At 65.9% G+C, this 22,000-nt stretch carries 21 protein-coding genes; 6 read left to right on the forward strand and 15 right to left on the reverse strand.

Annotated features, from left to right (window positions below; all coding sequences use genetic code 11):
- Positions 1–22 precede the first annotated feature (22 nt).
- The 3 genes from SMA01S_RS13245 to SMA01S_RS13255 all read left to right on the forward strand — a co-directional run bounded on the left by SMA01S_RS13245 (position 23) and on the right by SMA01S_RS13255 (position 4,027).
- The gene (locus tag SMA01S_RS13245; protein WP_066822800.1) at positions 23–1,192 is read left to right on the forward strand and encodes a deoxyguanosinetriphosphate triphosphohydrolase; all 1,170 of its coding nucleotides are present in this window, start codon (positions 23–25) and stop codon (positions 1,190–1,192) included.
- A 113-nt stretch (positions 1,193–1,305) separates the two neighbouring features.
- Positions 1,306–2,874, forward strand: coding sequence for a DUF1800 domain-containing protein (locus tag SMA01S_RS13250; protein ID WP_066822804.1), 1,569 nt, complete (start codon positions 1,306–1,308; stop codon positions 2,872–2,874).
- 1 nt (position 2,875) lies between these two features.
- Positions 2,876–4,027, forward strand: a complete 1,152-nt coding sequence (locus SMA01S_RS13255) for a DUF1501 domain-containing protein (protein WP_066822808.1) — start codon at positions 2,876–2,878, stop codon at positions 4,025–4,027.
- Here SMA01S_RS13255 and SMA01S_RS13260 read toward each other — a convergent pair.
- On the reverse strand, positions 4,005–4,967 hold the full coding sequence (locus SMA01S_RS13260) for a LysR family transcriptional regulator (RefSeq protein WP_084250292.1): 963 nt from the start codon (positions 4,965–4,967) through the stop codon (positions 4,005–4,007). The genes SMA01S_RS13255 and SMA01S_RS13260 overlap by 23 nt on opposite strands.
- Before the next feature lie 114 nt (positions 4,968–5,081).
- Here SMA01S_RS13260 and SMA01S_RS13265 point away from each other — a divergent pair, with 114 nt between their 5' ends.
- Positions 5,082–5,996, forward strand: a complete 915-nt coding sequence (locus SMA01S_RS13265) for an alpha/beta fold hydrolase (RefSeq protein WP_066822811.1) — start codon at positions 5,082–5,084, stop codon at positions 5,994–5,996.
- A gap of 41 nt (positions 5,997–6,037) precedes the next feature.
- Here the strand turns inward: SMA01S_RS13265 and SMA01S_RS13270 are convergent, their stop codons facing one another.
- Complete coding sequence (locus SMA01S_RS13270) at positions 6,038–6,847, reverse strand: class I SAM-dependent methyltransferase (protein ID WP_066822813.1); 810 nt, start codon at positions 6,845–6,847, stop codon at positions 6,038–6,040.
- A 134-nt stretch (positions 6,848–6,981) separates the two neighbouring features.
- Here SMA01S_RS13270 and argS point away from each other — a divergent pair, with 134 nt between their 5' ends.
- Both argS and SMA01S_RS13280 read left to right on the forward strand, forming a co-directional pair.
- The gene (gene argS / locus SMA01S_RS13275; RefSeq protein ID WP_066822821.1) at positions 6,982–8,709 is read left to right on the forward strand and encodes an arginine--tRNA ligase; all 1,728 of its coding nucleotides are present in this window, start codon (positions 6,982–6,984) and stop codon (positions 8,707–8,709) included.
- Positions 8,709–9,464 carry an SPOR domain-containing protein gene (locus SMA01S_RS13280; protein WP_066822824.1) on the forward strand — a complete coding sequence of 252 codons (756 nt, stop codon included), beginning with the start codon at positions 8,709–8,711 and terminating at the stop codon, positions 9,462–9,464. Before argS ends, SMA01S_RS13280 begins: the two co-directional genes overlap by 1 nt.
- A 105-nt stretch (positions 9,465–9,569) precedes the next feature.
- On the opposite strand, the gene SMA01S_RS13285 is transcribed toward SMA01S_RS13280, so the two are convergent.
- The 13 genes from SMA01S_RS13285 to SMA01S_RS13345 all read right to left on the reverse strand — a co-directional run bounded on the left by SMA01S_RS13285 (position 9,570) and on the right by SMA01S_RS13345 (position 21,877).
- The gene (locus SMA01S_RS13285) at positions 9,570–10,460 is read right to left on the reverse strand and encodes a hemolysin family protein (RefSeq protein WP_066822827.1); all 891 of its coding nucleotides are present in this window, start codon (positions 10,458–10,460) and stop codon (positions 9,570–9,572) included.
- 9 nt (positions 10,461–10,469) lie between these two features.
- Positions 10,470–10,979, reverse strand: a complete 510-nt coding sequence (gene ybeY / locus SMA01S_RS13290; protein ID WP_066822830.1) for an rRNA maturation RNase YbeY — start codon at positions 10,977–10,979, stop codon at positions 10,470–10,472.
- Positions 10,979–11,977, reverse strand: a complete 999-nt coding sequence (locus SMA01S_RS13295; protein ID WP_066822833.1) for a PhoH family protein — start codon at positions 11,975–11,977, stop codon at positions 10,979–10,981. Before SMA01S_RS13295 ends, ybeY begins: the two co-directional genes overlap by 1 nt.
- 339 nt (positions 11,978–12,316) lie before the next feature.
- Positions 12,317–13,630, reverse strand: a complete 1,314-nt coding sequence (gene miaB, locus SMA01S_RS13300; protein WP_084250293.1) for a tRNA (N6-isopentenyl adenosine(37)-C2)-methylthiotransferase MiaB — start codon at positions 13,628–13,630, stop codon at positions 12,317–12,319.
- Positions 13,631–13,640: 10 nt separating this feature from the next.
- On the reverse strand, positions 13,641–14,522 hold the full coding sequence (locus SMA01S_RS13305) for a lysophospholipid acyltransferase family protein (protein WP_066822836.1): 882 nt from the start codon (positions 14,520–14,522) through the stop codon (positions 13,641–13,643).
- Positions 14,494–14,916 carry a Fur family transcriptional regulator gene (locus SMA01S_RS13310; RefSeq protein ID WP_066812252.1) on the reverse strand — a complete coding sequence of 141 codons (423 nt, stop codon included), beginning with the start codon at positions 14,914–14,916 and terminating at the stop codon, positions 14,494–14,496. Before SMA01S_RS13310 ends, SMA01S_RS13305 begins: the two co-directional genes overlap by 29 nt.
- Before the next feature lie 208 nt (positions 14,917–15,124).
- Positions 15,125–15,541: a Ros/MucR family transcriptional regulator gene (locus tag SMA01S_RS13315; RefSeq protein WP_066822839.1), complete on the reverse strand. Its 417-nt coding sequence runs from the start codon at positions 15,539–15,541 to the stop codon at positions 15,125–15,127.
- A gap of 105 nt (positions 15,542–15,646) precedes the next feature.
- Positions 15,647–16,117, reverse strand: a complete 471-nt coding sequence (gene rimI / locus SMA01S_RS13320) for a ribosomal protein S18-alanine N-acetyltransferase (RefSeq protein ID WP_066822841.1) — start codon at positions 16,115–16,117, stop codon at positions 15,647–15,649.
- A complete protein-coding gene (tsaB, locus tag SMA01S_RS13325; RefSeq protein WP_066822844.1) occupies positions 16,114–16,734 on the reverse strand; it encodes a tRNA (adenosine(37)-N6)-threonylcarbamoyltransferase complex dimerization subunit type 1 TsaB in 621 nt (206 codons plus the stop codon). Before tsaB ends, rimI begins: the two co-directional genes overlap by 4 nt.
- A gap of 26 nt (positions 16,735–16,760) precedes the next feature.
- Complete coding sequence (locus SMA01S_RS13330) at positions 16,761–17,351, reverse strand: malonic semialdehyde reductase (RefSeq protein ID WP_066822906.1); 591 nt, start codon at positions 17,349–17,351, stop codon at positions 16,761–16,763.
- 46 nt (positions 17,352–17,397) lie between these two features.
- Positions 17,398–17,973, reverse strand: a complete 576-nt coding sequence (locus SMA01S_RS13335) for a NifU family protein (RefSeq protein WP_066822847.1) — start codon at positions 17,971–17,973, stop codon at positions 17,398–17,400.
- Between the two features lie 106 nt (positions 17,974–18,079).
- A complete protein-coding gene (locus SMA01S_RS13340) occupies positions 18,080–19,396 on the reverse strand; it encodes a chloride channel protein (RefSeq protein ID WP_066822850.1) in 1,317 nt (438 codons plus the stop codon).
- A 111-nt stretch (positions 19,397–19,507) separates the two neighbouring features.
- Positions 19,508–21,877, reverse strand: coding sequence for a membrane-bound PQQ-dependent dehydrogenase, glucose/quinate/shikimate family (locus SMA01S_RS13345; RefSeq protein ID WP_066822853.1), 2,370 nt, complete (start codon positions 21,875–21,877; stop codon positions 19,508–19,510).
- Positions 21,878–22,000 lie beyond the last annotated feature (123 nt).

Here is a 22,000-nt window from a genome sequence, read left to right on the forward strand (position 1 = left end):
CCCGCCGCTACAGGCGGGCGCGATGATCAGGACGCCCGCACCTTATGCTTCGCATCCCGAGGACAGCCGCGGGCGGCTTTATCCCGAACCGGAAACCACCACGCGGGGACCGCGCGACGCGTTTCAGCGCGACCGCGACCGCATCATCCACTCGATCAGCTTCCGCCGTCTGCGGCACAAGACCCAGGTCTTCCTGGCCCCGGATGGCGACCATTTCCGCGTCCGCCTGACGCACAGCCTGGAAGTCGCGCAGATCGGCCGCACCGTCGCACGCACGCTGGGGCTCAACGAAGACCTCACCGAAGCGCTGTGCCTCGCGCACGATATCGGTCACCCGCCCTTCGGCCATGCCGGCGAGGATGCGCTGGAGGCAGCGCTCAAAGATGGCGGCGGGTTCGACCATAACGGCAACACGCTGCGCACGCTGACCGAGATCGACAGCCCTTATCCGCGTTTTCCCGGCCTCAACCTGACCTGGGAAACGTTGGAGGGGCTCGCCAAGCACAACGGCCCGATCATCGAACCGCAATGGGCGCTGGCACGCGCCGACGAACAATTTCCGCTCGAGCTCGCGAACTGGCCCAGCCTGGAAGCGCAAGTCGCGGCGATCGCGGACGATATCGCCTATGACAATCACGACATCGACGACGGGCTGCGCGCCGGGTTGCTGAGCCTGGATCAAATGTTCGAACTGCCGATGATCGCCGCGCGCTGGGACGAATGCCGAGCGCGGTTCGCGGATGTGGCCCCGGAGCGCCTGGTCGGCGAACTGATCCGCGGTCAGATCGGCGGAATGGTCATGGACCTGATCGAGACCAGCCGTGCGGCGATCGCGGACGCGCGGGTAACATCGGCCGACGACGCGCGCGACGCGGGCAGGGCGCTGATCAAATTCTCCGAGCGGATGCGCGACGACGAGCGCGATCTGAAACGGTTCATGTACGCCAACCTGTATCATCATCCGCGCCAATTGGCGGCGGCGGAGGCGGCACGTCACGTCGTCGCCGGGCTGTTTGCGGCCTATCATGCCGACCCGTCGCTGATGCCGAGCGACTGGGCGGCGCGCTTGCCCGCCGACGAGCCCTGGCTGAGCCGCCACATCGCCGACTTCATTGCCGGCATGACCGATCGCTATGCCATCGCGCGCTATCGGGAAGTGGTCGGATCGATCGACCTGCCCGAAGGGTTCTGAAACACTATTCGCCACACCGCCGCGAAGGAATGCGCGATTTGGCGCGTTATGCCGGGGATAGTTGTGCGACATATGCGGGCTAGACCGCATGTGCGAACAGGAGTGACGCGCCAATGGCGGCGACCGATGTCAGCATTGCGCTCAATCGCTTCGGGCTTGGGGCCCGACCCGATGAGGGCATTCCCGACGATCCCAAGGCCTGGCTGAAGCATCAGATCGAGGCGTTCGACCCAAAGCCCGCGGCGATCGCCGCGGTGCCGCCGCGCGCCAAGGTGGCGGGTGAACTCGCCGATTTCTACGAACAGCAGCGCCAGTTGCGGCAGATGGGGCTGGGCCGCCGTCAGCAGCAGCGTGCCGCCACCGCGCCGACGCCGCCGGGGCAGCCGGGGATGATGCCGCCAGGCGCGCCGCAGGACATGACGATGGGGTCCGCTGCCGCAGTCGTCCCGCCCGGCACGCCCGAACCGGGCGCCAAGCCCGATGCCGACGACCCGCTCAAGGAGGCGCGGCGCTTCGTCGGACGCCAGGTCCGCGACGATTATGCCGCTGCGGTCGGTGCGCGGGCCAATGCCGCGCTGAGCAGTACCGCCCCATTCGCCGATCGCCTGACGCATTTCTGGGCCAACCATTTCGCGGTGTCGGCCGACAAGCTCCAGGTGATCGGCCTGTCGGGCCTGCTCGAGTTCGAGGCGATCCGCCCCAATCTGACGCGCACCTTCGGCGACATGCTCAATGCCGTCGAGCGTCATCCGGCGATGTTGCTCTATCTCGACCAGGCAGTGTCGGTCGGCCCCAATTCGACGGCAGGCAGGTTTGCCGCGCGGCGCCCGCGCGCGAACGGCCGAAAGCTCGGCCTCAACGAGAATCTCGCGCGCGAGATCATGGAATTGCACACGCTGGGCGTGCGCAGCGGCTACACCCAGGCCGACGTCACCGAATTCGCCCGCGCGCTGACCGGCTGGTCGGTCGCCGGGATCGGTCGCGGGCCCGGCGCGCGGATGGCGGGGACCGACGGCACACCGGGCGATTTCGTGTTCGCGGAGCGCCTGCATGAGCCGGGTGAGCGCACCATCATCGGGCGCAAATACGGACAGGACGGCGAGAAGCAAGCGCAGGCGGTGCTCGACACGCTGGCGACCAGTCCGGCGACCGCACAGCACATCGCGACCAAGCTGGCGCGCCACTTCGCCGGCGACACCCCGCCGCCCGCGCTCGTCCAGCGCCTCCAGGCGAGCTTCGTGAAGACCGGCGGCGATTTGCCCAGCCTCTATCACGTCCTGATCGACAGCCCCGAATGCTGGGTGCAGCAACCGGTCAAGTTCAAGTCGCCCTGGGAATGGACGGTGTCGGCCTATCGCGCGCTCGGCATGAAGCAGGTCCAACCGCTCGCCGCGGTCGGTCTGCTCAATCAGCTCGGCCAGCCAACCTGGAAGCCGGGCTCGCCCGCCGGCTATGACGATATCGCCGCGAGCTGGGCCGGACCTGATGCCTTGGTCCGCCGGGTCGAGGCGTCGGAGCGTTTCGCGACGCGTGCGGGGGCGCAGGTCGACGCCCGCGCGCTCGCCCCCAAACTCTTCCCAAAGACGCTGACACCGGCGACCGAACAGGCGCTGGCTCGCGCCGAAAGTCCCGGCCAGGCGCTCGCCTTGCTCCTCGTCTCTCCCGAAATGCTGAGGAGGTAATATGTACGATCGCCGTTCTTTCCTGATCCACTCGGCTGGCGCCGCCGCGCTTGCGCTGGCGCCGCGCATGGCATTCGCCAAGGCGGAGACCGACCGCCGCTTTGTCTTCATCATCCAGCGTGGAGCGGCCGACGGCCTCGGCACGATCGGCGCGGTCGGCGATCCGGCCTTTGCCGGCGCGCGCGGCCAGCTCGCAGAGGATTTCGCGGCCGGCAAAAGACTCGATGCGACATTCGCGCTCCACCCCGCCATGACGTCGCTCGCCGGCATGTACGACGCCAAGGAGGCGTTGTTCGCGCACGCCATAGCCTCGCCTTACCGCGATCGCTCGCATTTCGACGGCCAGAACGTCCTCGAAAGCGGCGGGCTCGGTGCCTACCAGGTCAAGGACGGCTGGATGAACCGCATGCTCGGCGTCATCCCGTCGGGCGAAGCCAAGGCAATCGCGATCTCGGCGACGATCCCGCTCGCGATGCGCGGACCGCATGAAGTGACCAGCTACGCGCCGTCTGCGCTTCCTCAGGCATCGGACGATCTGCTGACGCGTGTCGCCGCGCTCTATCAGGGTGACAGCCAGCTCCACGGCCTGTGGAGCGAGGCAATGGACACGCGCCAACTAACCAGCGACCTCGTCGATGTCAGCGTCAAGAACGCCGCGGCGACGGGTCAGCTCGCGGCGCGGTTGCTGACGCCGGCGAACGGCGCGCGCATCGCGATGATCGAGACCGGTGGCTGGGACACGCATGCCGGCCAGCGCAGCCGGCTGGCGACGCAACTCAAGGGTCTCGATGCAATGCTCGCAAGCCTGAAGACCGGCATGGGTCCGGTGTGGAACGACACGATGATCCTGGTCGCGACCGAATTCGGCCGCACCGTCGCGGTCAACGGTACCGGCGGCACCGACCACGGCACCGGGTCGGCAGCGATGCTGGTCGGCGGCGCGGTCAAAGGCGGGCGCGTGGTCGCCGACTGGCCGGGGCTAGGGCAGGCGGCTTTGTTCGAAGGCCGCGACCTCAAGCCGACGCTTGGCCTCGACCAGTTCGTCGCCGGTGCGGTCGCCGGGCATTATCAGGTCGAGCCAGGCAAGGTGATGGCGACCTTGTTTCCGGAAACCAAGGGAGCGGCGCCCGTCAGCGGTCTGTCGCGGGCGTGATCCGCGCGGCTGTGGCAGCGGCGCGAGCAGCCTCGACCGGCGCTGAGCAATCCCAATAAGGCGGGTTGCCGAAGGCACGCCGCAGGGTGTCGGTCAGCGCGACGACCTTGGCGGACTGGGTGCGGGCCAGCGGATAGCAGATATAGAGCTCGGCGCCTTCGCCTTCCGCCCCGATGTCGACATGGACGAGCGATCCGTTGGCAAGCTCTGCATGGACGAAGAAATCGGGCAGCAAGGCGATGCCCAGCCCGGCCAATGCCGCGTCGCGCATGATCAGGCCGTTGTTCACGCGCATCACGCTGCGCGGTCTGATCACGGTCCATCCCTCCGGCCCGTCGAACCGCCAATCGGCCTCGCGATTGGTGTAGACGATACCTTTATGGGCATTGAGGCAGGCCAGCGAGTGCGGCGTTCCGTTGCGCGCAAGATAATCGGGCGACGCGACCAGGATCCTCCGCGTCGTCGCCAGCCGCTTGGCGACCAACCGGTTGTCCGCCACCGGGCCGTGGCGGATCACCGCATCGAAGCCATCGGCCGCGGCGTCGACGAAACGGTCGTCGAGATCGAGCGTCAGATCCAGGCCGGGATGCTCGGCGAGAAAATCATATAAAGCGGGACCCAGATGCATCACGCCGAAGCTGACGGGTGCCGACAATTTCAGCGTGCCGGCCAGCGTGTCGCGCCGCTCGGCGATTTCCGACTGGGCCTCCCGCGCCTCGAACAGGATCCGTTGCGCGCGGGGCAGAAAGCTGTCGCCGTCCGCGGTCAGCGATAGCTTGCGTGTGGTTCGCTGGACCAGGCGGACGCCCAATGTCCGCTCGAGCTCGGCCAGCCGCTCGCTGATCACCGACTTGGCATGTCCCAATTGCCGGGCAGCCTCGCTGATCGAACCGGATTCGGCAGTGGCGACGAACGCGGCGATGCCGTCCATCTTGATCATCGTTCGATCCTTCCGAAAACCGAATTCGGCGTTGTCCGACTAGTCCGGACGATGCATCGCGCGCACTTTCCTGTCGATAGCGCCCAACGTGACGCGCCAAACAGGGATATCGCCATGCTTCGCTCAGCCATTCTCGCGTTAAGCCTGCTCGCCGCGGCGCCGGCTGCGGCCCAAGTCCAGCCCTTTCCGGCGTCCTTCGTCGAGCGCGATATCGCCACCAACGGTACGACGCTGCATGTTCGTATCGGCGGCAAGGGCCCCGCCGTGGTGTTGCTGCATGGTTATGGCGAAACCGGCGACATGTGGGCGCCGCTGGCGGCCGATCTGATGCGCGATCATACCGTCGTGGTTCCCGATCTGCGCGGGCTCGGCCTGTCGGCGCGCCCGGCCGGCGGCTATGACAAGAAGACGCAAGGCCAGGACATTGCCGGCGTCCTTGATGCCCTGAAGATCGACAAGGTCGACCTCGTCACCCACGATATCGGCAATATGGTCGGCTATGCCTTTGCCGCCGAGCATCGCGATCGCATCAAGCGGTTCGTGCTGATGGACGCGCCGATCCCGGGCATTGGGCCGTGGGAAGAGATATTGAAGAACCCGCTACTTTGGCATTTCCGCTTCGGGGGACCCGACATGGAGCGCTTGGTCGCTGGACGCGAGCGCATCTATCTCGACCGTTTCTGGAATGAATTTTCCGCCACGCCGGCCAAGTTCAGCGAGACGTCGCGCGAGCATTACGCCAAACTTTATGCGCTGCCCGGCGCGATGCACGCAGGCTTCTCCCAATTCGCGGCATTCGACCAGGATGCAATCGACGATCAGGCATTTCTCGCCGCGGGCAAGCTGACCATGCCGGTGTTGGCGATCGGTGGTGACAAGTCGTTCGGCACGACGATGGCGGCGGTGATGCGCTTCGCCGCGACCGATGTCACCGGGGCAGTGGTGGCCAATTCCGGTCACTGGCTGATGGAGGAACAGCCCGATGCGACGGTGAAGCTGGTTCGCGATTTTCTCAATGCTGGTACATGAACGTGCCGGGGGTCTGACAGCGTGCGCTTAGTCCGGGGCGCCTAAAGGGGCTTGCGCGCCATACCGATCAGCGCGGTCGACCAGATTCCTTCGGGCGGCAGGTTCAGCGCGAGCGCGGCCGCTTCCTCGGCGAACGCGGCGCGCTGCTCGTCGTCGAGGTCGCGCCACAAAGGCGACCAACCGAAGGCGAGCTTGGCATTGTCGCGAAACCATTCGACCGGCGGCGCCGGCCAGGCTCGTTCGACCGAATGGACCGCTTGCGGCTCGAGGCCGACCTGGCGGAACGCTTGCTCGAGCAGCGCCGACGAATTGAACAGTCGCGCCATCGGCGTCGGGACGGGACGATCGGGAAACAGACGCCGCGCCGCTTCCTGGAACAATATCGCCGGGCCGGCGCCGCCGGCATTCTCCCACACCGCGATCACCGCCAGCCCACCCGGCCGCAGCACACGGGCGATCTCCGCGAAACCGGCGGTCGGGTCGGGGAACATGAACACGCCGAACATCGAGAAAGCGGCATCGAAGCTCGCATCGGCGAAATCGAGCGCTTGGCCGTCCATCACCAAGGCGCGATCGCCGGGACGGATAGCGGCGGCCCGCTCCTGCGCTACGCGGACCATGCCGGACGAGAAATCGATCCCGATGGCGTCGGCGTCGTTCTTCAGCGCGATCGACAGCAGCGCACCCGCGCCGGTCGCGACGTCCAGCACGCGCGTGCCCTGGGGCAGGTCCGCAAGTTGCCATGCCGCCTCACAATACATCCGGGTCATGCGATCGGCTTCGTCGGCATAACGTTGCGCGAGCGAATCCCAGTGCGCGGGATCGTTCATGGCTTGGGGATGGGCAGTCATGCGGGTTGGCTAATGATACAACATCACATAGTCAATCGTGATGAGCGCCGGATGCCATGACGGGCATCGCAAATTTGAGTGTGGCGCGCGCTTGGTCTAAGGGCGCGCCTTCTCCTTATCGTTGGACCTCAGGAATGACCCTCTACACCCGCTTTGCCGCGCATATCGACGCGGCGCTCGACAACCTGACTGCGCACGGCGATCTGCCGAGCGGGCTGGCGCGAGGTGCGGTAACGGTCGAGCCGCCGCGCGATGCCAGCCATGGCGACCTCGCGACCAACGCGGCGATGGTGCTGGCCAAGCCGGCCGGGACCAATCCGCGACTGCTGGCCGACAAGATCGCGGCCGAACTCGGCAAGCTCGACGAGGTGGCGAGCGTCGCGGTGGCGGGGCCTGGCTTCATCAACATGACGCTGACCGACGATACCTGGCGCAACGAGCTCGCCGCGATCATCGATGGTGGCGCCGATTACGGCCGCTCGACCAAGGGGCACGGCCAGACGGTCAATGTCGAATATGTCTCGGCCAACCCGACAGGGCCGATGCATATGGGGCATTGCCGTGGCGCGGTGGTCGGCGATGCGCTTGCCGCCTTGCTCGAATGGGGCGGCTACAAAGTCATCCGCGAATATTATGTCAACGATGCCGGCGGCCAGGTCGACGTGCTCGCGCGCTCAGCGCACCTGCGGTACCGCGAGGCCTTGGGCGAAGATATCGGCGAGATCCCTGAAGGGCTTTATCCGGGCGACTATCTGATCCCGGTCGGCCAGGCGCTGGCGACTGAGTTCGGCGACAAGTTCGTCTCGGCACCCGAAAGCGAATGGCTTGCGCTGTTCCGCAAGATCGCGGTCGCGCAGATGCTGGTGCTGATCAAGGACGACCTCGCGCTGCTCGGCATCCAACACGATCTGTTCTCGTCCGAGGCCGAGTTGCAGGCGGCGAAGAAGCCTGAGGCGGCGGAGAAGGAATTGCGCGCGCGGGGCCTCGTCTATGACGGCGTACTCGAGGCGCCCAAGGGCGAAACGCCCGAGGATTGGGAGCCGGTCGAACTGCCGCTGTTCCGCTCGTCGCAATATGGCGACGATCAGGACCGGCCGATCAAGAAGTCGGACGGCAGCTGGACCTATTTCGGTGCCGACCTCGCTTACCATTGGCAGAAGGCGCAGACCGCCGACGCGTTGATCGACATCTGGGGCGCCGACCATGCCGGCACCGTCAAGCGGATCGTCGCGGCAGTGCAGGCGCTGACCGGCGGCAAGACGCGGTTCGACGTCAAGCTGGTGCAGATGGTGCGGCTGTTGCGCGGCGGCGAGCCGGTCAAGATGTCCAAGCGGGCGGGCAACTTCGTTACGCTCGCCGATGTCGTGCGCGAAGTCGGCAAGGACGTCGTCCGCTTCACCATGCTGACGCGCAAGGCCGATGCCCAGATGGACTTCGATTTCGCCAAGGTGGTCGAGGCGTCGAAGGACAATCCGGTCTTCTATGTGCAGTACGCGCATGCGCGAGTCGCATCGCTCAAGCGGCGCGCGGCCGAGGCCGGGATCGAGTGTAAGAGTGTCGACCTGTCCCAGCTTGATACGGAGGACCTGCGGCTGGTGAAGCTCGCGGCGCAGTTCCCACGCGTAGTCGAAACCGCGGCAGCGGCGCGTGAGCCGCACCGGATTGCCTTTTATCTCTACGACTTGGCGGCAGAGTTTCACGCGCAGTGGAACGTCGGCAACGACCGTCCCGAGCGCCGCTATCTGGTTCCGGACCGTCCCGAGCTCACCTGCGCGCGGCTTTTCCTCGGCGACGCGATCGGGCAGATTGTCCGCAATGGTCTCGCCATCATGGGGGTCGAGGCTGTCCAGGAGATGAAGTGATGGCGGGTGAAGAGGACGAATATGTGGCGTCGGAGCCTGTGCCCGAACCCGCGGCACGCGATGAGGACCGACTGCCCTGGCTCGAGACCGCGGCGGACGATGAGGAAGAGGGACCCTCGCTCGGCCGTCTCGTCGGGCTCGTCCTGCTCGGGCTCGTCGCGCTGGGGGCGGTGCTCGGCGGCGTCTATTGGTGGAAGCACCGTGCGCCCGCGCCTGGCAATGGCGACCTGATCGCCGCGCAGGAAGGCGATTACAAGGTCAAGCCCGAGGATCCCGGCGGCCTCAAGGTAGAGGGCGAGGGCGATGCCTCGGTCGCGACGAGCGGCGGCAATGGCGGCGGTAACAGCCAGATCGCGGTGACCAAGCTGCCCGAGGCGCCCGTCGCCGGCACCAGGGCTGCCTCCAATGCGAAGACCGGACCGGGCAGCCCGGTCGCGACCGCCAGCGTGGCTGGGTCGCGCGGCAAGCTGGTGGCGCCGCCCCCGGGCAAGCCGATCGCCGTCGCCAATGGCGGTGGCGGTGGTGCGCTGGTCCAGCTTGGCGCTTTCCCCAGCGAAGCCGCGGCTAACACCGCCTGGGCGCGTGAATCGAAGCGGTTCAATTACATTGCCAATCTCGGCAAGTCAGTCGAGAAGGCCGAGGTCAACGGTCGCACCTTCTACCGCCTCAAGGTCAATGCCGGCAGCGCTGGCGCCGCGCAGGAATTGTGCGGCAAGCTAAAGGTCGCGGGCGAAGCGTGCATCGTCACGAACTGACGACGCTTTACGCTGTTTGAAGAACGCGGAAACGGAAGGCCGGGGTTGATCCCCGGCCTTTTTGCGTCCGACTTGGCAAATCTCGCCGTCTCGTGACGGCGGGCGTTAGGACTCGGCGCCCTCGGGTATCGCCTTGGGGGGGTGGAGGCGCAATCGTCCGATGCGGCGCGAATCCGCTTCGAGCACTTCGAGCGTCCAGCCCGATGGCGTTTCCAGGCATTCGCCCTTGAGCGGCACGCGGCCGGCAAGCACCGCGGCGAGCCCACCCAGCGTGTCGACATCCTCGTCATGCTCGGCGAGTCGCGGGTCGATCGTCTCGGCGACGTCCTCGAGTTCGACGCGCGCATCGGCATCCCACGCCCCGCCGTCCAACGGGACCAGCAACGCCTCGGGCGCGTCATCATGCTCGTCTTCGATGTCGCCGACGATTTCCTCGACCAGATCCTCGATCGTGACCAGGCCTTCGGTGCCCGAATATTCGTCGAGCACGATCGCCAGGTGAACGCGCTTCGATTGCATGTCGGCGAGCAGGTCGAGCGCGCCGCGCGACATCGGCACGTAGAGTGGTTGACGGATCAGGTCGGCGATAGCGTCCGGATGCGGTGCGCCGGTCGCCAGGATCGCGAACACGTCCTTGACGTGGATCATCCCGATCACCTCGTCGAGGCTGCCGCGATAGACCGGCAAGCGGCTATGTCCCGCTTCGGCGAATAGCGTGACGAGATTGGCGAAGCTGGTCTTTTCCTCGACCGCGACGATGTCCGCGCGCGGTACGCCGACATCGCCTGCATCGCGCTCGCCGAAATGGAGCAGATTGCGCACCATCTGGCGCTCGAGCTGCGACAGGTCGCCGGCGGCATCGGGAGCGGGATCGTCCTCGTGGCGTTCGATCACGTCCTCGAGCTGATCGCGCAGCGTCGGTTCGTGTTCTCCGAACAGCGACTTCAGCTTGCGCCAGATACTGTCGCCGGCGTCGGTACTGGGGCCCTCGGGCATTGTAGTCGGTCAGTCCTCTTCGATCAGATAGGGGTCATCGATGCCGAGCGAGGCGAGCGCGTCGGTTTCGATCGCCTCCATCGCTTCAGCCTCGCGGTCGGTCATGTGGTCATAACCTAGCAGATGCAGCACGCCGTGCACGATCAAATGAGTCGCATGCGTTTCGATCGCGATACCGCGCTCCGCCGCCTCGGCCGCGCACACGCCATGCGCGAGGACGATATCCCCGAGCAGCACCTCGCCGTCGTCCGAATTCTGCGTCACGGTCTCGAGCAGATCGGCCTGGACCATCGGGAAGCTGAGGACGTTGGTCGGCTTATCCTTGTGGCGGTATTGGTGGTTGAGGGTGTGGACCTCTTCGTCCGAGGTAAGGCGCAGCGAAATCTCCACTGCCGCGGGGATCGTCAGCAGCTCGCCGTGCGGCGTGCGGTCGATCGCCGCGCGCGCGGCGCGGTCGGCCAGCGCGTCCCAGTCATGATCGGGCCAGGGGGCTTCGTGGGTGAGGGCGACTTCAAGCATCAGCCGTGCGGCCCCTCATACGCCTCGACGATCCGCCCGACGATCGGGTGGCGGACGACGTCAGCAGCAGTGAAGCGGCTCATCGCGATACCCTCGATCCCCTCCAGCCGGGTGACCGCATCGCGCATGCCCGATGCCTCGACACCGCCGGGCAGATCGACTTGGTTGGGATCGCCGCAGATCACCATGCGGCTGCGCTCGCCGAAACGCGTCAGGAACATCTTCATCTGCGCCGGCGTGGTGTTCTGCGCCTCGTCGAGGATGATGAAGGCGTCCGCCAGCGTGCGCCCGCGCATGAAGGCGATCGGCGCGATCTCGATCTCGCCCGAGCTGATCCGCCGCTCGACCTGTTCGGCCGGCAGGCAGTCGTTGAGCGCGTCGTAGAGCGGACGGAGATAGGGATCGACCTTCTCCTTCATGTCGCCGGGCAGGAAACCGAGCTTCTCGCCCGCCTCGACCGCGGGACGCGACAGGATCAGTCGCTGCACGCTGCCGGTGATCAGCTGCGACACCGCCTGCGCCACCGCGAGATAGGTCTTGCCGGTACCCGCCGGCCCGAGCGCGAAGATCATGTCGTTGCTGGTCAATTCGCGCATGTAATGCGCCTGCGCGGGGGTGCGCGGCACGATCGTCTTCTTGCGCGTGCGGATCATGATCGGCGGCGTCGGGCTGGCTTCCGCGCTGATGATCCCGTCGAGCACTGGCTCCGACGCCATCGCGATCGAGGCGTCGACCAGGCCGGTATCGATATCCTCGCCGCGCTGCAGACGTTTGTAGAGGTCATAGAGCACATCGCGACCCATCGCGACCTGCTCGGCCGATCCCTCGAGACCGACGCGGTTGCCGCGCGCGGTGATGTAGATGCCCAGGCGATGCTCGAGCGCGACCAGATTCTGATCATATTGCCCGAAAAGTTGCGCGAGCAGTTGCGGCTTGTCGAAGGTCAGCTCGACCCGGCTGCGTTCACCGGATTGGGCGGGGACAGGCTTGCGGCTCATGCGGTCCTTTCGGGGAGTAGGGATGGGTGGAGCAGCGCGTAGCCGGCTTTCATGACACCGCCGAACGAGGCCATGCGGAAAGATGTTCCGTCAGGCGTCAGGGCGGGAAGGGCGTCGCGCATCCGCGGATGACGATGGCAGATCGGCGGCGGTGATGACAGCAGGAATCGAGTCCGACGGTCGCGTCGGCGACAAGTGTGCGATCGGAGCAACATCGGAAGGGTCACTGTGGGACCGAGCTCACCGTCATGCCGGACTCGTTCCGGCATCCAAGGTGCTGCTGGCGATATCGCTTGAGGAGCGTTGGACCCCGGGACGAGCCCGGGGTGACGATGAAAATCACGCGGCCTGTTTCACCCGCTCAATGCCTGCAAGCGAGTTGGGGCCGGCGCTGACGATCTCCACCTCGACCAGATCACCGACCTGCGCATCGGTGATCAGATGGATCGATTGCAGCCAGGGCGACTTGCCGAGCATCTGGCCGGGAAGCTTGCCCTTGCGCTCGATCAGCACCTGGCACGTGCGGCCGACGCTCGCGGCGTTGAACGCGGCCTGGTCGCGGTTGAGCGCGGCCTGCAGGCGCTGGAGGCGGTCGTCCATCACCTCGGGCGCGATCTGGCCATCCATGTCGGCGGCGGGCGTGCCGGGGCGGGGGCTGTATTTGAAGCTGAACGCCTGGGCGTAACCGACTTCGTCGATCAGGCTCAGCGTGTCTTCGAACTCGGCCTCGGTCTCGCCGGGGAAGCCGACGATGAAGTCGCCCGACAGCGCGATATCGGGCCGCGCGGCACGGACGCGGTCGAGGATGCGCAGGTACGAGTCGCGGCTGTGACTGCGGTTCATCGCCTTGAGGATGCGATCGCTGCCCGCCTGCACCGGCAGATGGAGGAATGGCATCAGCTTCTCGACGTCGCGGTGCGCGTCGATCAAGCCATTGGTCATGTCGTTGGGATGACTGGTCGTATAACGGATGCGCGCCAGGCCGGGGATGCGGTCGAGTTCGCGGATCAGCGCGCCGAGGTCACGGTCTCCGTCGCTCCAGGCGTTGACGTTCTGGCCGAGCAGCGTGATTTCCTTGGCGCCGGCATCGACCAAAGCCTTGGCTTCGTCCACCAGCGCGTCCCAGGCTCGGCTGATCTCGGCGCCGCGCGTATAGGGAACGACGCAATAGGTGCAGAATTTGTCGCACCCTTCCTGCACCGTCAGGAACGCGGTCGGGCCGACCTTGCGCCGTGCCGGCAGCGCGCCGAATTTCGACAATACCGGCATATCGGTATCGAGCCCGAGCTCGCCGCGCGACGCCTTGGCGACCAAATCGGGCAGATTGTGATAGGCCTGCGGGCCGACGACGATATCCACCTTGGCGCGATGCGCGATCTCCACCCCTTCGGCTTGCGCGACGCAGCCGGCGACCGCGATCATCGGATCGTTGCCGTGCTTCCGCAGGCGCCCGATGTCCGAATAGACCTTCTCGGTCGCCTTTTCGCGGATGTGGCACGTGTTGAGCACGACCAGATCGGCGGCATTGGCATCGTCGGTGGCGGTCATGCCTTGCGCCGCCATCAACTCGGTCATGCGCTCGCCGTCATAGACGTTCATCTGGCAGCCGAACGACTTGACGTGAAAGGTTTTGGGATTGGTGGGCTTCGTCATGGGGCGGCGCCTATAGCAGGTCCTCTCCGGGACGGGGAGGGGTTCGTCCCGCCCAGACATCGTGGCCGATGAAGGTTGGGACGTCATGGCCCATCGCCTTGCCGAGCGCCTCACGGATGCGGCGCATACTTTCCGCGGCGATCGCCTTGCGGCCGGGAAAATCGCGCGGGTCGAACGGATCGAGGAAGGCGATGCGCAACGGGAAATTGCCCGGCCGCGCGAGCACACGCAGCGCATTGTCCTTGCCGTGCTCGTCGCCGATCCAGCCGATATCCGGCCCGACCTCGCCATAATCGAGCAGCACCGGCTGGACGAGAACGCCGGCGGGCGGCGGCTCCAGCACCTTCAGCAGCGGCGACTTGAACGGCAGCAGCGATCGCCCGTCGGTGGTGGTGCCTTCGGGGAAGACGGTGACCGACCAGTTTTCGGCGAGCGCGTCGCGCAGCCGGTTGATTTGCTCGGCGACGCCCAACCGGTCCTCGCGCGAGACGAAGACGGTGCGGTTGAGAGTCGAGAGCCAACCGACCACCGGCGCCTTGCGCAACTCCGCCTTGGCGACGAACGCCGTGCCGCTTGCCCCGGCAATCGCCAGGATGTCGATCCAGCTGCAATGGTTGGAGATGTAGAAGACGTCGCGCTTGAGCGGCGTGCCGATCCGCTCGACGCGCGCACCCGAACAATAGCCGGCCCAGGCGAGGAACAAACGCGGCCAGGGCGAGCTCAGGTGAAGCAACCGCCAGCAATAATGGAGCGGAACGAACAGGAGCAGCCCGGCGACCATGCCGATGGCGCGGCGCCAGATTCGAAGCCGGCCGGGCAATGGGATCGGCTGCGGAATCCCCCTGGCTGCCTGAAGGCGAGCCTCAATCCTTGCGGGAGAGGCTGACTCCATAGAGCTCCATCCGGTGATCGACGAGGCGGAAGCCGAGCTTCTCCGCGATCTGTTTCTGGAGCTGTTCGAGCTCGGGGTCGACGAATTCGATGACCCTGCCGGTCTCGACGTCGATCAGATGGTCGTGATGCGCTTCTGGCGAGGGCTCGTAGCGGGCGCGCCCGTCGCCGAAATCGTGGCGGTCGAGGATGCCGGCTTCCTCGAACAGGCGCACGGTGCGGTATACGGTCGCGATCGAGATGCCGGGGTCGATCGCCGATGCGCGGGCATAGACCTTCTCGACGTCGGGATGATCCTCCGCCTCGCTCAGCACGCGTGCGATCACGCGCCGCTGATCGGTGATGCGCAATCCTTTTTCGTGGCAAAGGGCTTCGAGGTCGATGTTGCGCGCCATGCGGCCGATATAGGCGCAACGCCCTTGTTGCGAAAGTAGAGAGTTATTCGCAATTAGCGGCGGCAAGCACCCCTCCCTTCCAGGGAGGGGCTGGGGGCTAGCGAAGCGAGCGGCCGCCATCGGCAAAACGAAAAGGCCGGGGGATTGACCCCCGGCCTTTTCAACCACCTCTCAATCCCTCCCTTGCGGGAAGGGAAAGAGGATTCAATCACTTGGTCTTGCGACGCTTGGTGCCCAGGCCGATCTTCTTCGCCAAGGTGCGGCGCTGTTCGGCATAGTTCGGCGCGACCATCGGATAGTCGGCTGCCAGGTTCCACTTGGCGCGATACTGTTCCGGCGTCATCTGATAATGCGTCATCAGGTGGCGCTTGAGCATCTTGAGCTTCTTCCCGTCCTCAAGGCAGACGATATAGTCGGGCTTGATCGAGGCGCGGATCGAAACCGCCGGTTCCTGCTTGGGTTCGGGGGCCGGCGCCTGCGGGGTGAGGCGCGACAGCCCGCGATAGATGTTCTGGATGACCAGTTCGATATCCGAAACGGCGACGTTGTTGTTACCGAGATATTCGGCGGCAATATCGGCGGTCAACGTGACCAAGGTTTCCTGCATATCGTTGGTGTTTTCCATCGTGATTCCTTCGACCCTACTAAGATTTGCGATCCCCCAACGCCGCGGGGCTTTGATCCATTTTGGGTAGGAGCGCAAGGATTAACCCCAAGCAAATGAGATTATTCACGCAATCTTGCGATGAAGCGTTAGCGCCGAATAAGTCCTGCCATCGACTCCGCGATAATAGTCGCGGCGTTCACCAATCTTGGAAAAGCCAGAACTGCTGTACAATTTGATCGCGTCGTTACCGGCACGGACTTCCAGATGGATACGTGAAATCTTGCGCGTGGCACAATCTGCCATGACCCCGCGAAGCAACGCCGCACCCACGCCGCGACGGCGCGCTTCGGGCACGACCGCGAGCAACAGTAACTCGGCCTCGTCCAGCACGCCGCGAGTCAGCGCGAATCCGACCGCGCGGCCGTTAAGTTCCGCGATCGTCAGCCATACGCCGGGGACCGCCAATATCCCGATCACCTGATTGCGCGTCCAGGCCTCGCCCCAGCGCGCGTCGAAGGCGTCGGCCATGATCCGGTCGACCCGATCGAGATCGCGGACATCGCCCTCGCGCAGATCGATCGCCGCGGTGCTCATGCGCCCGGCTTTTCTGGCGCCATGGGCTTGGCGTCGGGTGCACGGCCATAAATGGGCCGGGGCGGCAGGTTGATCAGGGCAGGGGGAAGCAGGACGACATTCGCTGCATCGGGCAGAAGATCGCGCCCGCCCTGCGCCAGGAACCGGACGCCATTGCCGACCGCGGTCGCGTCGAGCCGCGCCATCGCTTCCGAGGGGGGAAGGGAGGCGAAATCGGCAGTAGCGACGAGCGGATCGCGGGTGAAGGGCTGCATGAAGACCTCGCCATGCCCTCCTTCCAGCACCACCGCAAGCCGGTCGAGCGCGGCATCGGCGGCAAAGGCGGCGGCGGCGACCAATGGCAGCGAGGAGAAACCGCGGACCGGCACGCTCCAACCCAGGCCGAGTCCGCGCGCGGCGGCGATGCCGACGCGGATGCCGGTGAAGCTGCCCGGACCGCAATCGACCAGGATGGCGTCGGCGCGGCCGCCATCCGGTAATGCAGCGATCATCGGCACCAGGCGTTCGGCATGACCCCGCCCGACGACCTCGTGCGCCGATGCGATCACCGCCGTCCCTTCGATCAGAGCGACCGAGCAGGCGGCGGTGGCGGTTTCGATGACGAGCGTGCGGGCCATGTCAGCCCGCTAGCGCAATTTTGCGGTCAGAGAACAGTGTTGAACTTCTCGAACGCGGGGCGCGGCAGCCGGCCGAAGATGCTCGCCGGGTCGCCATGACCCAGCGTCGACAGGATCGTCGACCGGTAATTGGGCTGGTCGGCGAAGAAAGCGGCGTCGACCGCGGCGTTGTCGAACCCGGTCATCGGGCCGGTATCGAATCCCAAAGCACGCGCGGCGATGATGAAATAGGCGGCCTGCAGCGTCGAGTTGAGGAAGGCATGCCGCTCGCGCGATACCGGTTCGGCGAACCAGGGCCGTGCATCGACGTGCGGAAAGAATTCGGGCAGATGCTCGTGGAATTCCTTGTCATAGGCGATGATCACGCTGGCCGGCGCCTTGCGGATCTTGTCGGCATTGGTCGCGCTGGCAGCGGTAGCGAGCTTGTCCTTGGCATCCTGGCTCAGCAGCCACACGAACCGCGCCGGCTGCTGGTTGGCCGAGGTCGGGCCCATCTTCACCAGCTCGTAGATCGCCTTGATGTCGTCCTGGGTGACCGGTGCGTCGGTATAGCCATTATAGGTGCGCGCGGTGCGGAAGATCGTGTCGAGTGCGCTGTCCGTGAGCTTCTCGCTCATGGCCATTCTCCTATATTGATGCGTGAAAGACGTCGACAGGCGCGGATCAGACCGCGCGAACCTCGGTAACTTCGGGAACGTAATATTTGAGCAGCTGTTCGATGCCGTTCTTCAGCGTCGCGGTCGATGACGGACAGCCCGAACACGCGCCCTGCATGCGCAGGAACACCTTACCCTTGTCGAATCCTTGATAGATGATGTCGCCGCCGTCATTCGCCACCGCCGGGCGGACGCGGGTGTCGATGAGTTCGCGAATCTGCGCGACGATATCGGCATCCGCGGGATCGTCGTTCAGGCCCGCATCATCTCCGGGGACACTGATACCAGCCGCCGACGCCGGCTTGAACAACGGCATGCCGGCGGAGAAATGGTCGAGCAGGATCGCCAGCACGTCGGGCTTGAGCCCCGGCCAGTCGACGCCAGGCGCCGCGGTTACCGACACGAAGTCCCGACCGAAGAACACGCCAGTGACGTCGCCCAGGTTGAACAGCGCTTCGGCGAGCGGCGAGGCGTCAGCCTCTTCAGGCGTCGCGAAGTCGCGCGTGCCGGCGTCCATTACGGCCCGTCCCGGCAGGAACTTGAGCGTCGCCGGATTGGGCGTGGCTTCGGTCTCGATCAGCATGGGGGTCATGTGGGCCTGAAGGCCTCCATGATCAAGCGCTCAAGCGGAAACGGATTGTTGCGGGCGGCGAAGCGCGATTGCATCCCCATCCTCGTCGGCATGGCGGTCAGCTCGGATCCGCCTTGGGCAGAAAGCCTTGCGCGAGACCATGATAGAGCCGCTCGCGGCAAACCAACGCGGCGGCGCCCTCCGCGATGATCGCAGCGGCGAGCAGTGGCAGCATCAAACCGCGACTTCCCGTCGTTTCCGAAATGATGATGACCGCGGTCAGCGGGGCGCGGACCACCCCGGTGAAATAGGCGACCATGCCGAGCAGGATGACCGCCCCGGCCGGTTCGCTCGGAAACAGCGCATGGAGCAGATTGCCGACACCCGCGCCGGTCGCGAGACTCGGCGAGAAGATGCCGCCAGGCAATCCTGCCGCCGTGGTCAGCAACGTGCTGGCGAATTTCGCCGGCCCGAACCAGAGCGAGGTCGCCTGACCGTGGATCATCGCGCTGGCGGGGGCATATCCGGTTCCCCAGGTCGTCCCGGTGGCAATGCCCAATACCGCGACGATCAATCCGCAGACGAGAGCGAGTGCCAATGGCCGCCCGCCCGATACGCGTCGCGCGCCACCGCGCGCGAACCACAAGGTCAGGCGCGAGAACAAGCCACCGCTCGCGCCGCCCAGTACGCCGGCGACCGGCGCCACGATCAGCACCGTCCCGAGCGGCAGCGTCTGCCCGACGATTCCGAAATAGACGTAATCGCCCGCTACGCCTTGCGCGATCATCCCGGCGATGAGGACCGCGGTCATGACGAGCAAGGTCATGCGCTGCTCGTAGGCAGCGGCAAGCTCCTCGATGGCGAATGCGACGCCCGCCAGCGGCGTGTTGAACGCTGCCGCGACGCCGGCACCCGCACCCGCCACCATCACCGAGGCCGTGATCGGCACGCGCAGCCATTTATGGGCATAGGCCATGATCGTCGCGCCGAGCTGGACCGTCGGTCCCTCGCGTCCGACCGAGGCGCCAGCAGCGAGCGCGCCCGCTGTCAGCACGGTCTTCAATAACGCCGTCCGGCCGGAGGCGAGATCGGACATGGCTGCAGCTGGATCGTGCTTGGCGGCGATGATCTGCGGAATGCCCGATCCGCGCGCGGCCGGCGCCAAGCGATTAGTTAGCCACACGATCACGACATAGCTTGCCGGCGTCAGCACCAGCGGCAACCACCAATATTGCGCCGTCATGGCATCGAACAGGCCGCTCGCCCGATCTGCCACCCGGGCGAAGGCGATCGCCGCCAGACCGACCAAGGTTGCACCGCCAACGATCGCAGCCCGCCGCCGCCAGACAGTAGCGGTGGGGCCGTGGCGGCGTAACAGGACCCTTGTCCGGCGCAGGGACGCGCCATTGTTTCGTGGTCGGGGGGAATCGGTCATCGCGGGCCCGCTTAGGACGGTGGAAGCGATTTTGCATCCCCGCCATGCCGGCCTTGATCGGTCGGCGCGGTCCGGGCCTTGCTTGGGGAAACCGCAATAGCGCCCTTATGATCAGGCCCGAGCCGGTAGCGCGTAGGCGATCACGCTGTCGCCCGCCGGCGTCTCCATGAAGTGATGTCCTCCGGCGAAGATCACCAGATATTCGCGGCCATCCTGTTGATAGACTATCGGTGTCGCCTGGCCGCCCGCGGGAAGCGGCGCTGACCAGACGGTCCTGCCGGTCCTGAGGTCTATCGCGCGGATCAGATCGTCGGTCGCCGCCGCGATGAAGATCAGCCCACTGGCGGTGGTCACCGCGCCGCCATTATTGGGCGTGCCGATCGTCAGCGGCAGCATCGTCGGCAGGTTGAACGGTCCGTTGCGACGGGCGGTGCCGAGCGGGCGGTCCCACAGCGTCTTGCCCGAAGCGATGTCGATCGCGCGGATGCCGCCATAAGGCGGACGCTTGCACATCAATTTGGTGAACGGCATCCGCCAGCCGGCATTGACCTCGATCGCATAGGGTACGCCCCATTGCGGATCGATCGAGTGCGACTTGCTCGAGATTTCCTTCGAGGCGAAGCGCGGCTTGATGCCCTTGCGGTCGGCCTCGGCGCGCGGCAGCAGCCGGACCAGGTTGGGCGTATCGTTGTAATTGGCGATCAGGATGCCGCGGACCGGATCGATCGACACGCCGCCCCAGTCGCTGCCGCCATTATAGCCGGGATATTCGACGCTGTTGCGCCCGACATTGGGCGGCGTGAACTGGCCGCGATAATCGGCACGGCGAAACTGAATGCGGCAGAGCATCTGGTCGATCGGCGACATGCCCCACATGTCCGATTCGACCAGCGGAGGCTGGCGCAGCGTCTGCCACAAAGAGACGATCTGGCGCGCCGCGCGCTCGCCCGGCTCTACGCCCCCCTGCGGCGCGGCGACCGAGCCAATCGGGGTCAGCGCGCGCCCGGTCGCGCGGTCGAGAATGTAGAGGTCGCCCTGTTTGGACGGCACGACCAGGGCCGCGACGCCCTTGTAATCGATCAGCGAGGGCGGGCTGCCGAAGTCATAGTCCCACACATCCTTCTTGACTGCCTGGAAACTCCAGCGCGGCTTACCGGTGGTGACGTCGATCGCGACGATCGAGCTCGAATAGGCGTTTTCCTGTGGGGAGCGACCCGTCGAGATATAATCGTCCGCGACGTTGCCGAGGGGTACGTAGACCAAGCCGAGTTTCTCGTCGCCGGCGCTGCCGGTCCACATATTGGGCGTGCCCCGCGCCCAGCTCTGCCCCGCCGGCGGATAACCGGTCCAGTCGGGGTGGACCATGTCCCATGCCCAGGCGAGCTTACCCGTCTTCGCGTCGAAGCCCTGGATCACCCCCGACGGCGCGCCGCGATATTGGCCGTCGAGGATCTGATGTCCGACCACGACGATGCCACGCACGATGCTCGGCGCCGAATTGATCGACGCGAGGCCGGGATAGACCTTGCCCATGCCGATCTTCGTGTCCTGCTGGCCGGTACCGTTGAATTCGGAGCAGGGGGCGCCGGTCGTCGCGTCGAGCGCGATCAGGCGGGAATCGAGCGTACCCTCGATGATCCGCGCGGCGCAGGGGGTTCCCGTCGTCTCTCCAGGGACCTGGTAATAAGCGACGCCGCGGCACGCGGTGGTATAGGGAATCCAGGCGTCGGGCACCTTGGGATCGTAGCGCCAGGCGGTCTTGCCGGTCGCGGCGTCGAGCGCGACGACGACATTCTTGGCGGTGCAGGTGTAGAGCAGGTTGCCGACCTTGAGCGGCGTATTCTCGGTCCCGTAGAGCTTCTGGAAGGCGGCGGTGGTCGGGGTGCCGCCGGTATGCGTCTCCCAGGCTTTTTGCAGCTTGCCGACATTGTCGGGCGCGATTTGGGTCAGCGGCGAATAGCGCCAATTGGCATAGGTTCCGCCATAACTCGGCCAGTCGCCACCGGTCGCGAGCCCGGACGGATCGGTCATGCCCGGCGACATTTGCGCCGGTAACGCCAGCGCGGGCGACCCGCCGCCGGCGAGCAGGCCGAAGATCGCGACGACCGCGACGAGCGCACCGGCGATCCCCCCGCCGGCCCATTTCCACCGGTTGCGGTCGGTCGCCAGGGTCGGCATGACCAAAGCGACGGCGATCAGCAGCACGAACGGCGCGATCAGCCAGGGGACCATCGCCCAGGCGTTGCCGCGTGCTTCGGCCAGTCCCCAGATCGCGCTGAGCACGAACAGGGCAACATAGATCCAGCCGCCGAGCAGCCGGCCCCGGAAAAGGAACCAGGCCGAGGCAAGCATCGCGACGCCGGCGATGAGATAATAGAGCGACCCGCCGAGTATGGCGAGATAAGCGCCGCCCACCGTGAGCACGAGGCCGATCAGGCCGATGAGCGCAGCAACGATGATGGCTGGCCAGCTGCGTCCCATGGTCTTCTCCGTCGGCTCGGGAAGCGGGCGAACAGGCACGCTTCGTCGCGCCCCTAACGAAACAGGGATGAGGGCCGTTCCGGATGCGGAGCAACCGAGTGTGGAAAATTTGAGAGTGCCGGC

It is taken from the genome of Sphingomonas mali NBRC 15500 (assembly GCF_001598415.1).
Classification (GTDB): domain Bacteria; phylum Pseudomonadota; class Alphaproteobacteria; order Sphingomonadales; family Sphingomonadaceae; genus Sphingomonas; species Sphingomonas mali.

Excerpts from the sequence above, each read along its gene's own strand:
- SMA01S_RS13245 (WP_066822800.1), top strand. The coding sequence starts at position 23 with ATGATCAGGACGCCCGCACCTTATGCTTCGCATCCCGAGGACAGCCGC.
- SMA01S_RS13250 (WP_066822804.1), top strand. The coding sequence starts at position 1,306 with ATGGCGGCGACCGATGTCAGCATTGCGCTCAATCGCTTCGGGCTTGGG.
- SMA01S_RS13255 (WP_066822808.1), top strand. The coding sequence starts at position 2,876 with ATGTACGATCGCCGTTCTTTCCTGATCCACTCGGCTGGCGCCGCCGCG.
- SMA01S_RS13260 (WP_084250292.1), bottom strand. The coding sequence starts at position 4,967 with ATGATCAAGATGGACGGCATCGCCGCGTTCGTCGCCACTGCCGAATCC.
- SMA01S_RS13265 (WP_066822811.1), top strand. The coding sequence starts at position 5,082 with ATGCTTCGCTCAGCCATTCTCGCGTTAAGCCTGCTCGCCGCGGCGCCG.
- SMA01S_RS13270 (WP_066822813.1), bottom strand. The coding sequence starts at position 6,847 with ATGACTGCCCATCCCCAAGCCATGAACGATCCCGCGCACTGGGATTCG.
- argS (WP_066822821.1), top strand. The coding sequence starts at position 6,982 with ATGACCCTCTACACCCGCTTTGCCGCGCATATCGACGCGGCGCTCGAC.
- SMA01S_RS13280 (WP_066822824.1), top strand. The coding sequence starts at position 8,709 with ATGGCGGGTGAAGAGGACGAATATGTGGCGTCGGAGCCTGTGCCCGAA.
- SMA01S_RS13285 (WP_066822827.1), bottom strand. The coding sequence starts at position 10,460 with ATGCCCGAGGGCCCCAGTACCGACGCCGGCGACAGTATCTGGCGCAAG.
- ybeY (WP_066822830.1), bottom strand. The coding sequence starts at position 10,979 with ATGCTTGAAGTCGCCCTCACCCACGAAGCCCCCTGGCCCGATCATGAC.
- SMA01S_RS13295 (WP_066822833.1), bottom strand. The coding sequence starts at position 11,977 with ATGAGCCGCAAGCCTGTCCCCGCCCAATCCGGTGAACGCAGCCGGGTC.
- miaB (WP_084250293.1), bottom strand. The coding sequence starts at position 13,630 with ATGACGAAGCCCACCAATCCCAAAACCTTTCACGTCAAGTCGTTCGGC.
- SMA01S_RS13305 (WP_066822836.1), bottom strand. The coding sequence starts at position 14,522 with ATGGAGTCAGCCTCTCCCGCAAGGATTGAGGCTCGCCTTCAGGCAGCC.
- SMA01S_RS13310 (WP_066812252.1), bottom strand. The coding sequence starts at position 14,916 with ATGGCGCGCAACATCGACCTCGAAGCCCTTTGCCACGAAAAAGGATTG.
- SMA01S_RS13315 (WP_066822839.1), bottom strand. The coding sequence starts at position 15,541 with ATGGAAAACACCAACGATATGCAGGAAACCTTGGTCACGTTGACCGCC.
- rimI (WP_066822841.1), bottom strand. The coding sequence starts at position 16,117 with ATGAGCACCGCGGCGATCGATCTGCGCGAGGGCGATGTCCGCGATCTC.
- tsaB (WP_066822844.1), bottom strand. The coding sequence starts at position 16,734 with ATGGCCCGCACGCTCGTCATCGAAACCGCCACCGCCGCCTGCTCGGTC.
- SMA01S_RS13330 (WP_066822906.1), bottom strand. The coding sequence starts at position 17,351 with ATGAGCGAGAAGCTCACGGACAGCGCACTCGACACGATCTTCCGCACC.
- SMA01S_RS13335 (WP_066822847.1), bottom strand. The coding sequence starts at position 17,973 with ATGCTGATCGAGACCGAAGCCACGCCCAATCCGGCGACGCTCAAGTTC.
- SMA01S_RS13340 (WP_066822850.1), bottom strand. The coding sequence starts at position 19,396 with ATGACCGATTCCCCCCGACCACGAAACAATGGCGCGTCCCTGCGCCGG.
- SMA01S_RS13345 (WP_066822853.1), bottom strand. The coding sequence starts at position 21,877 with ATGGGACGCAGCTGGCCAGCCATCATCGTTGCTGCGCTCATCGGCCTG.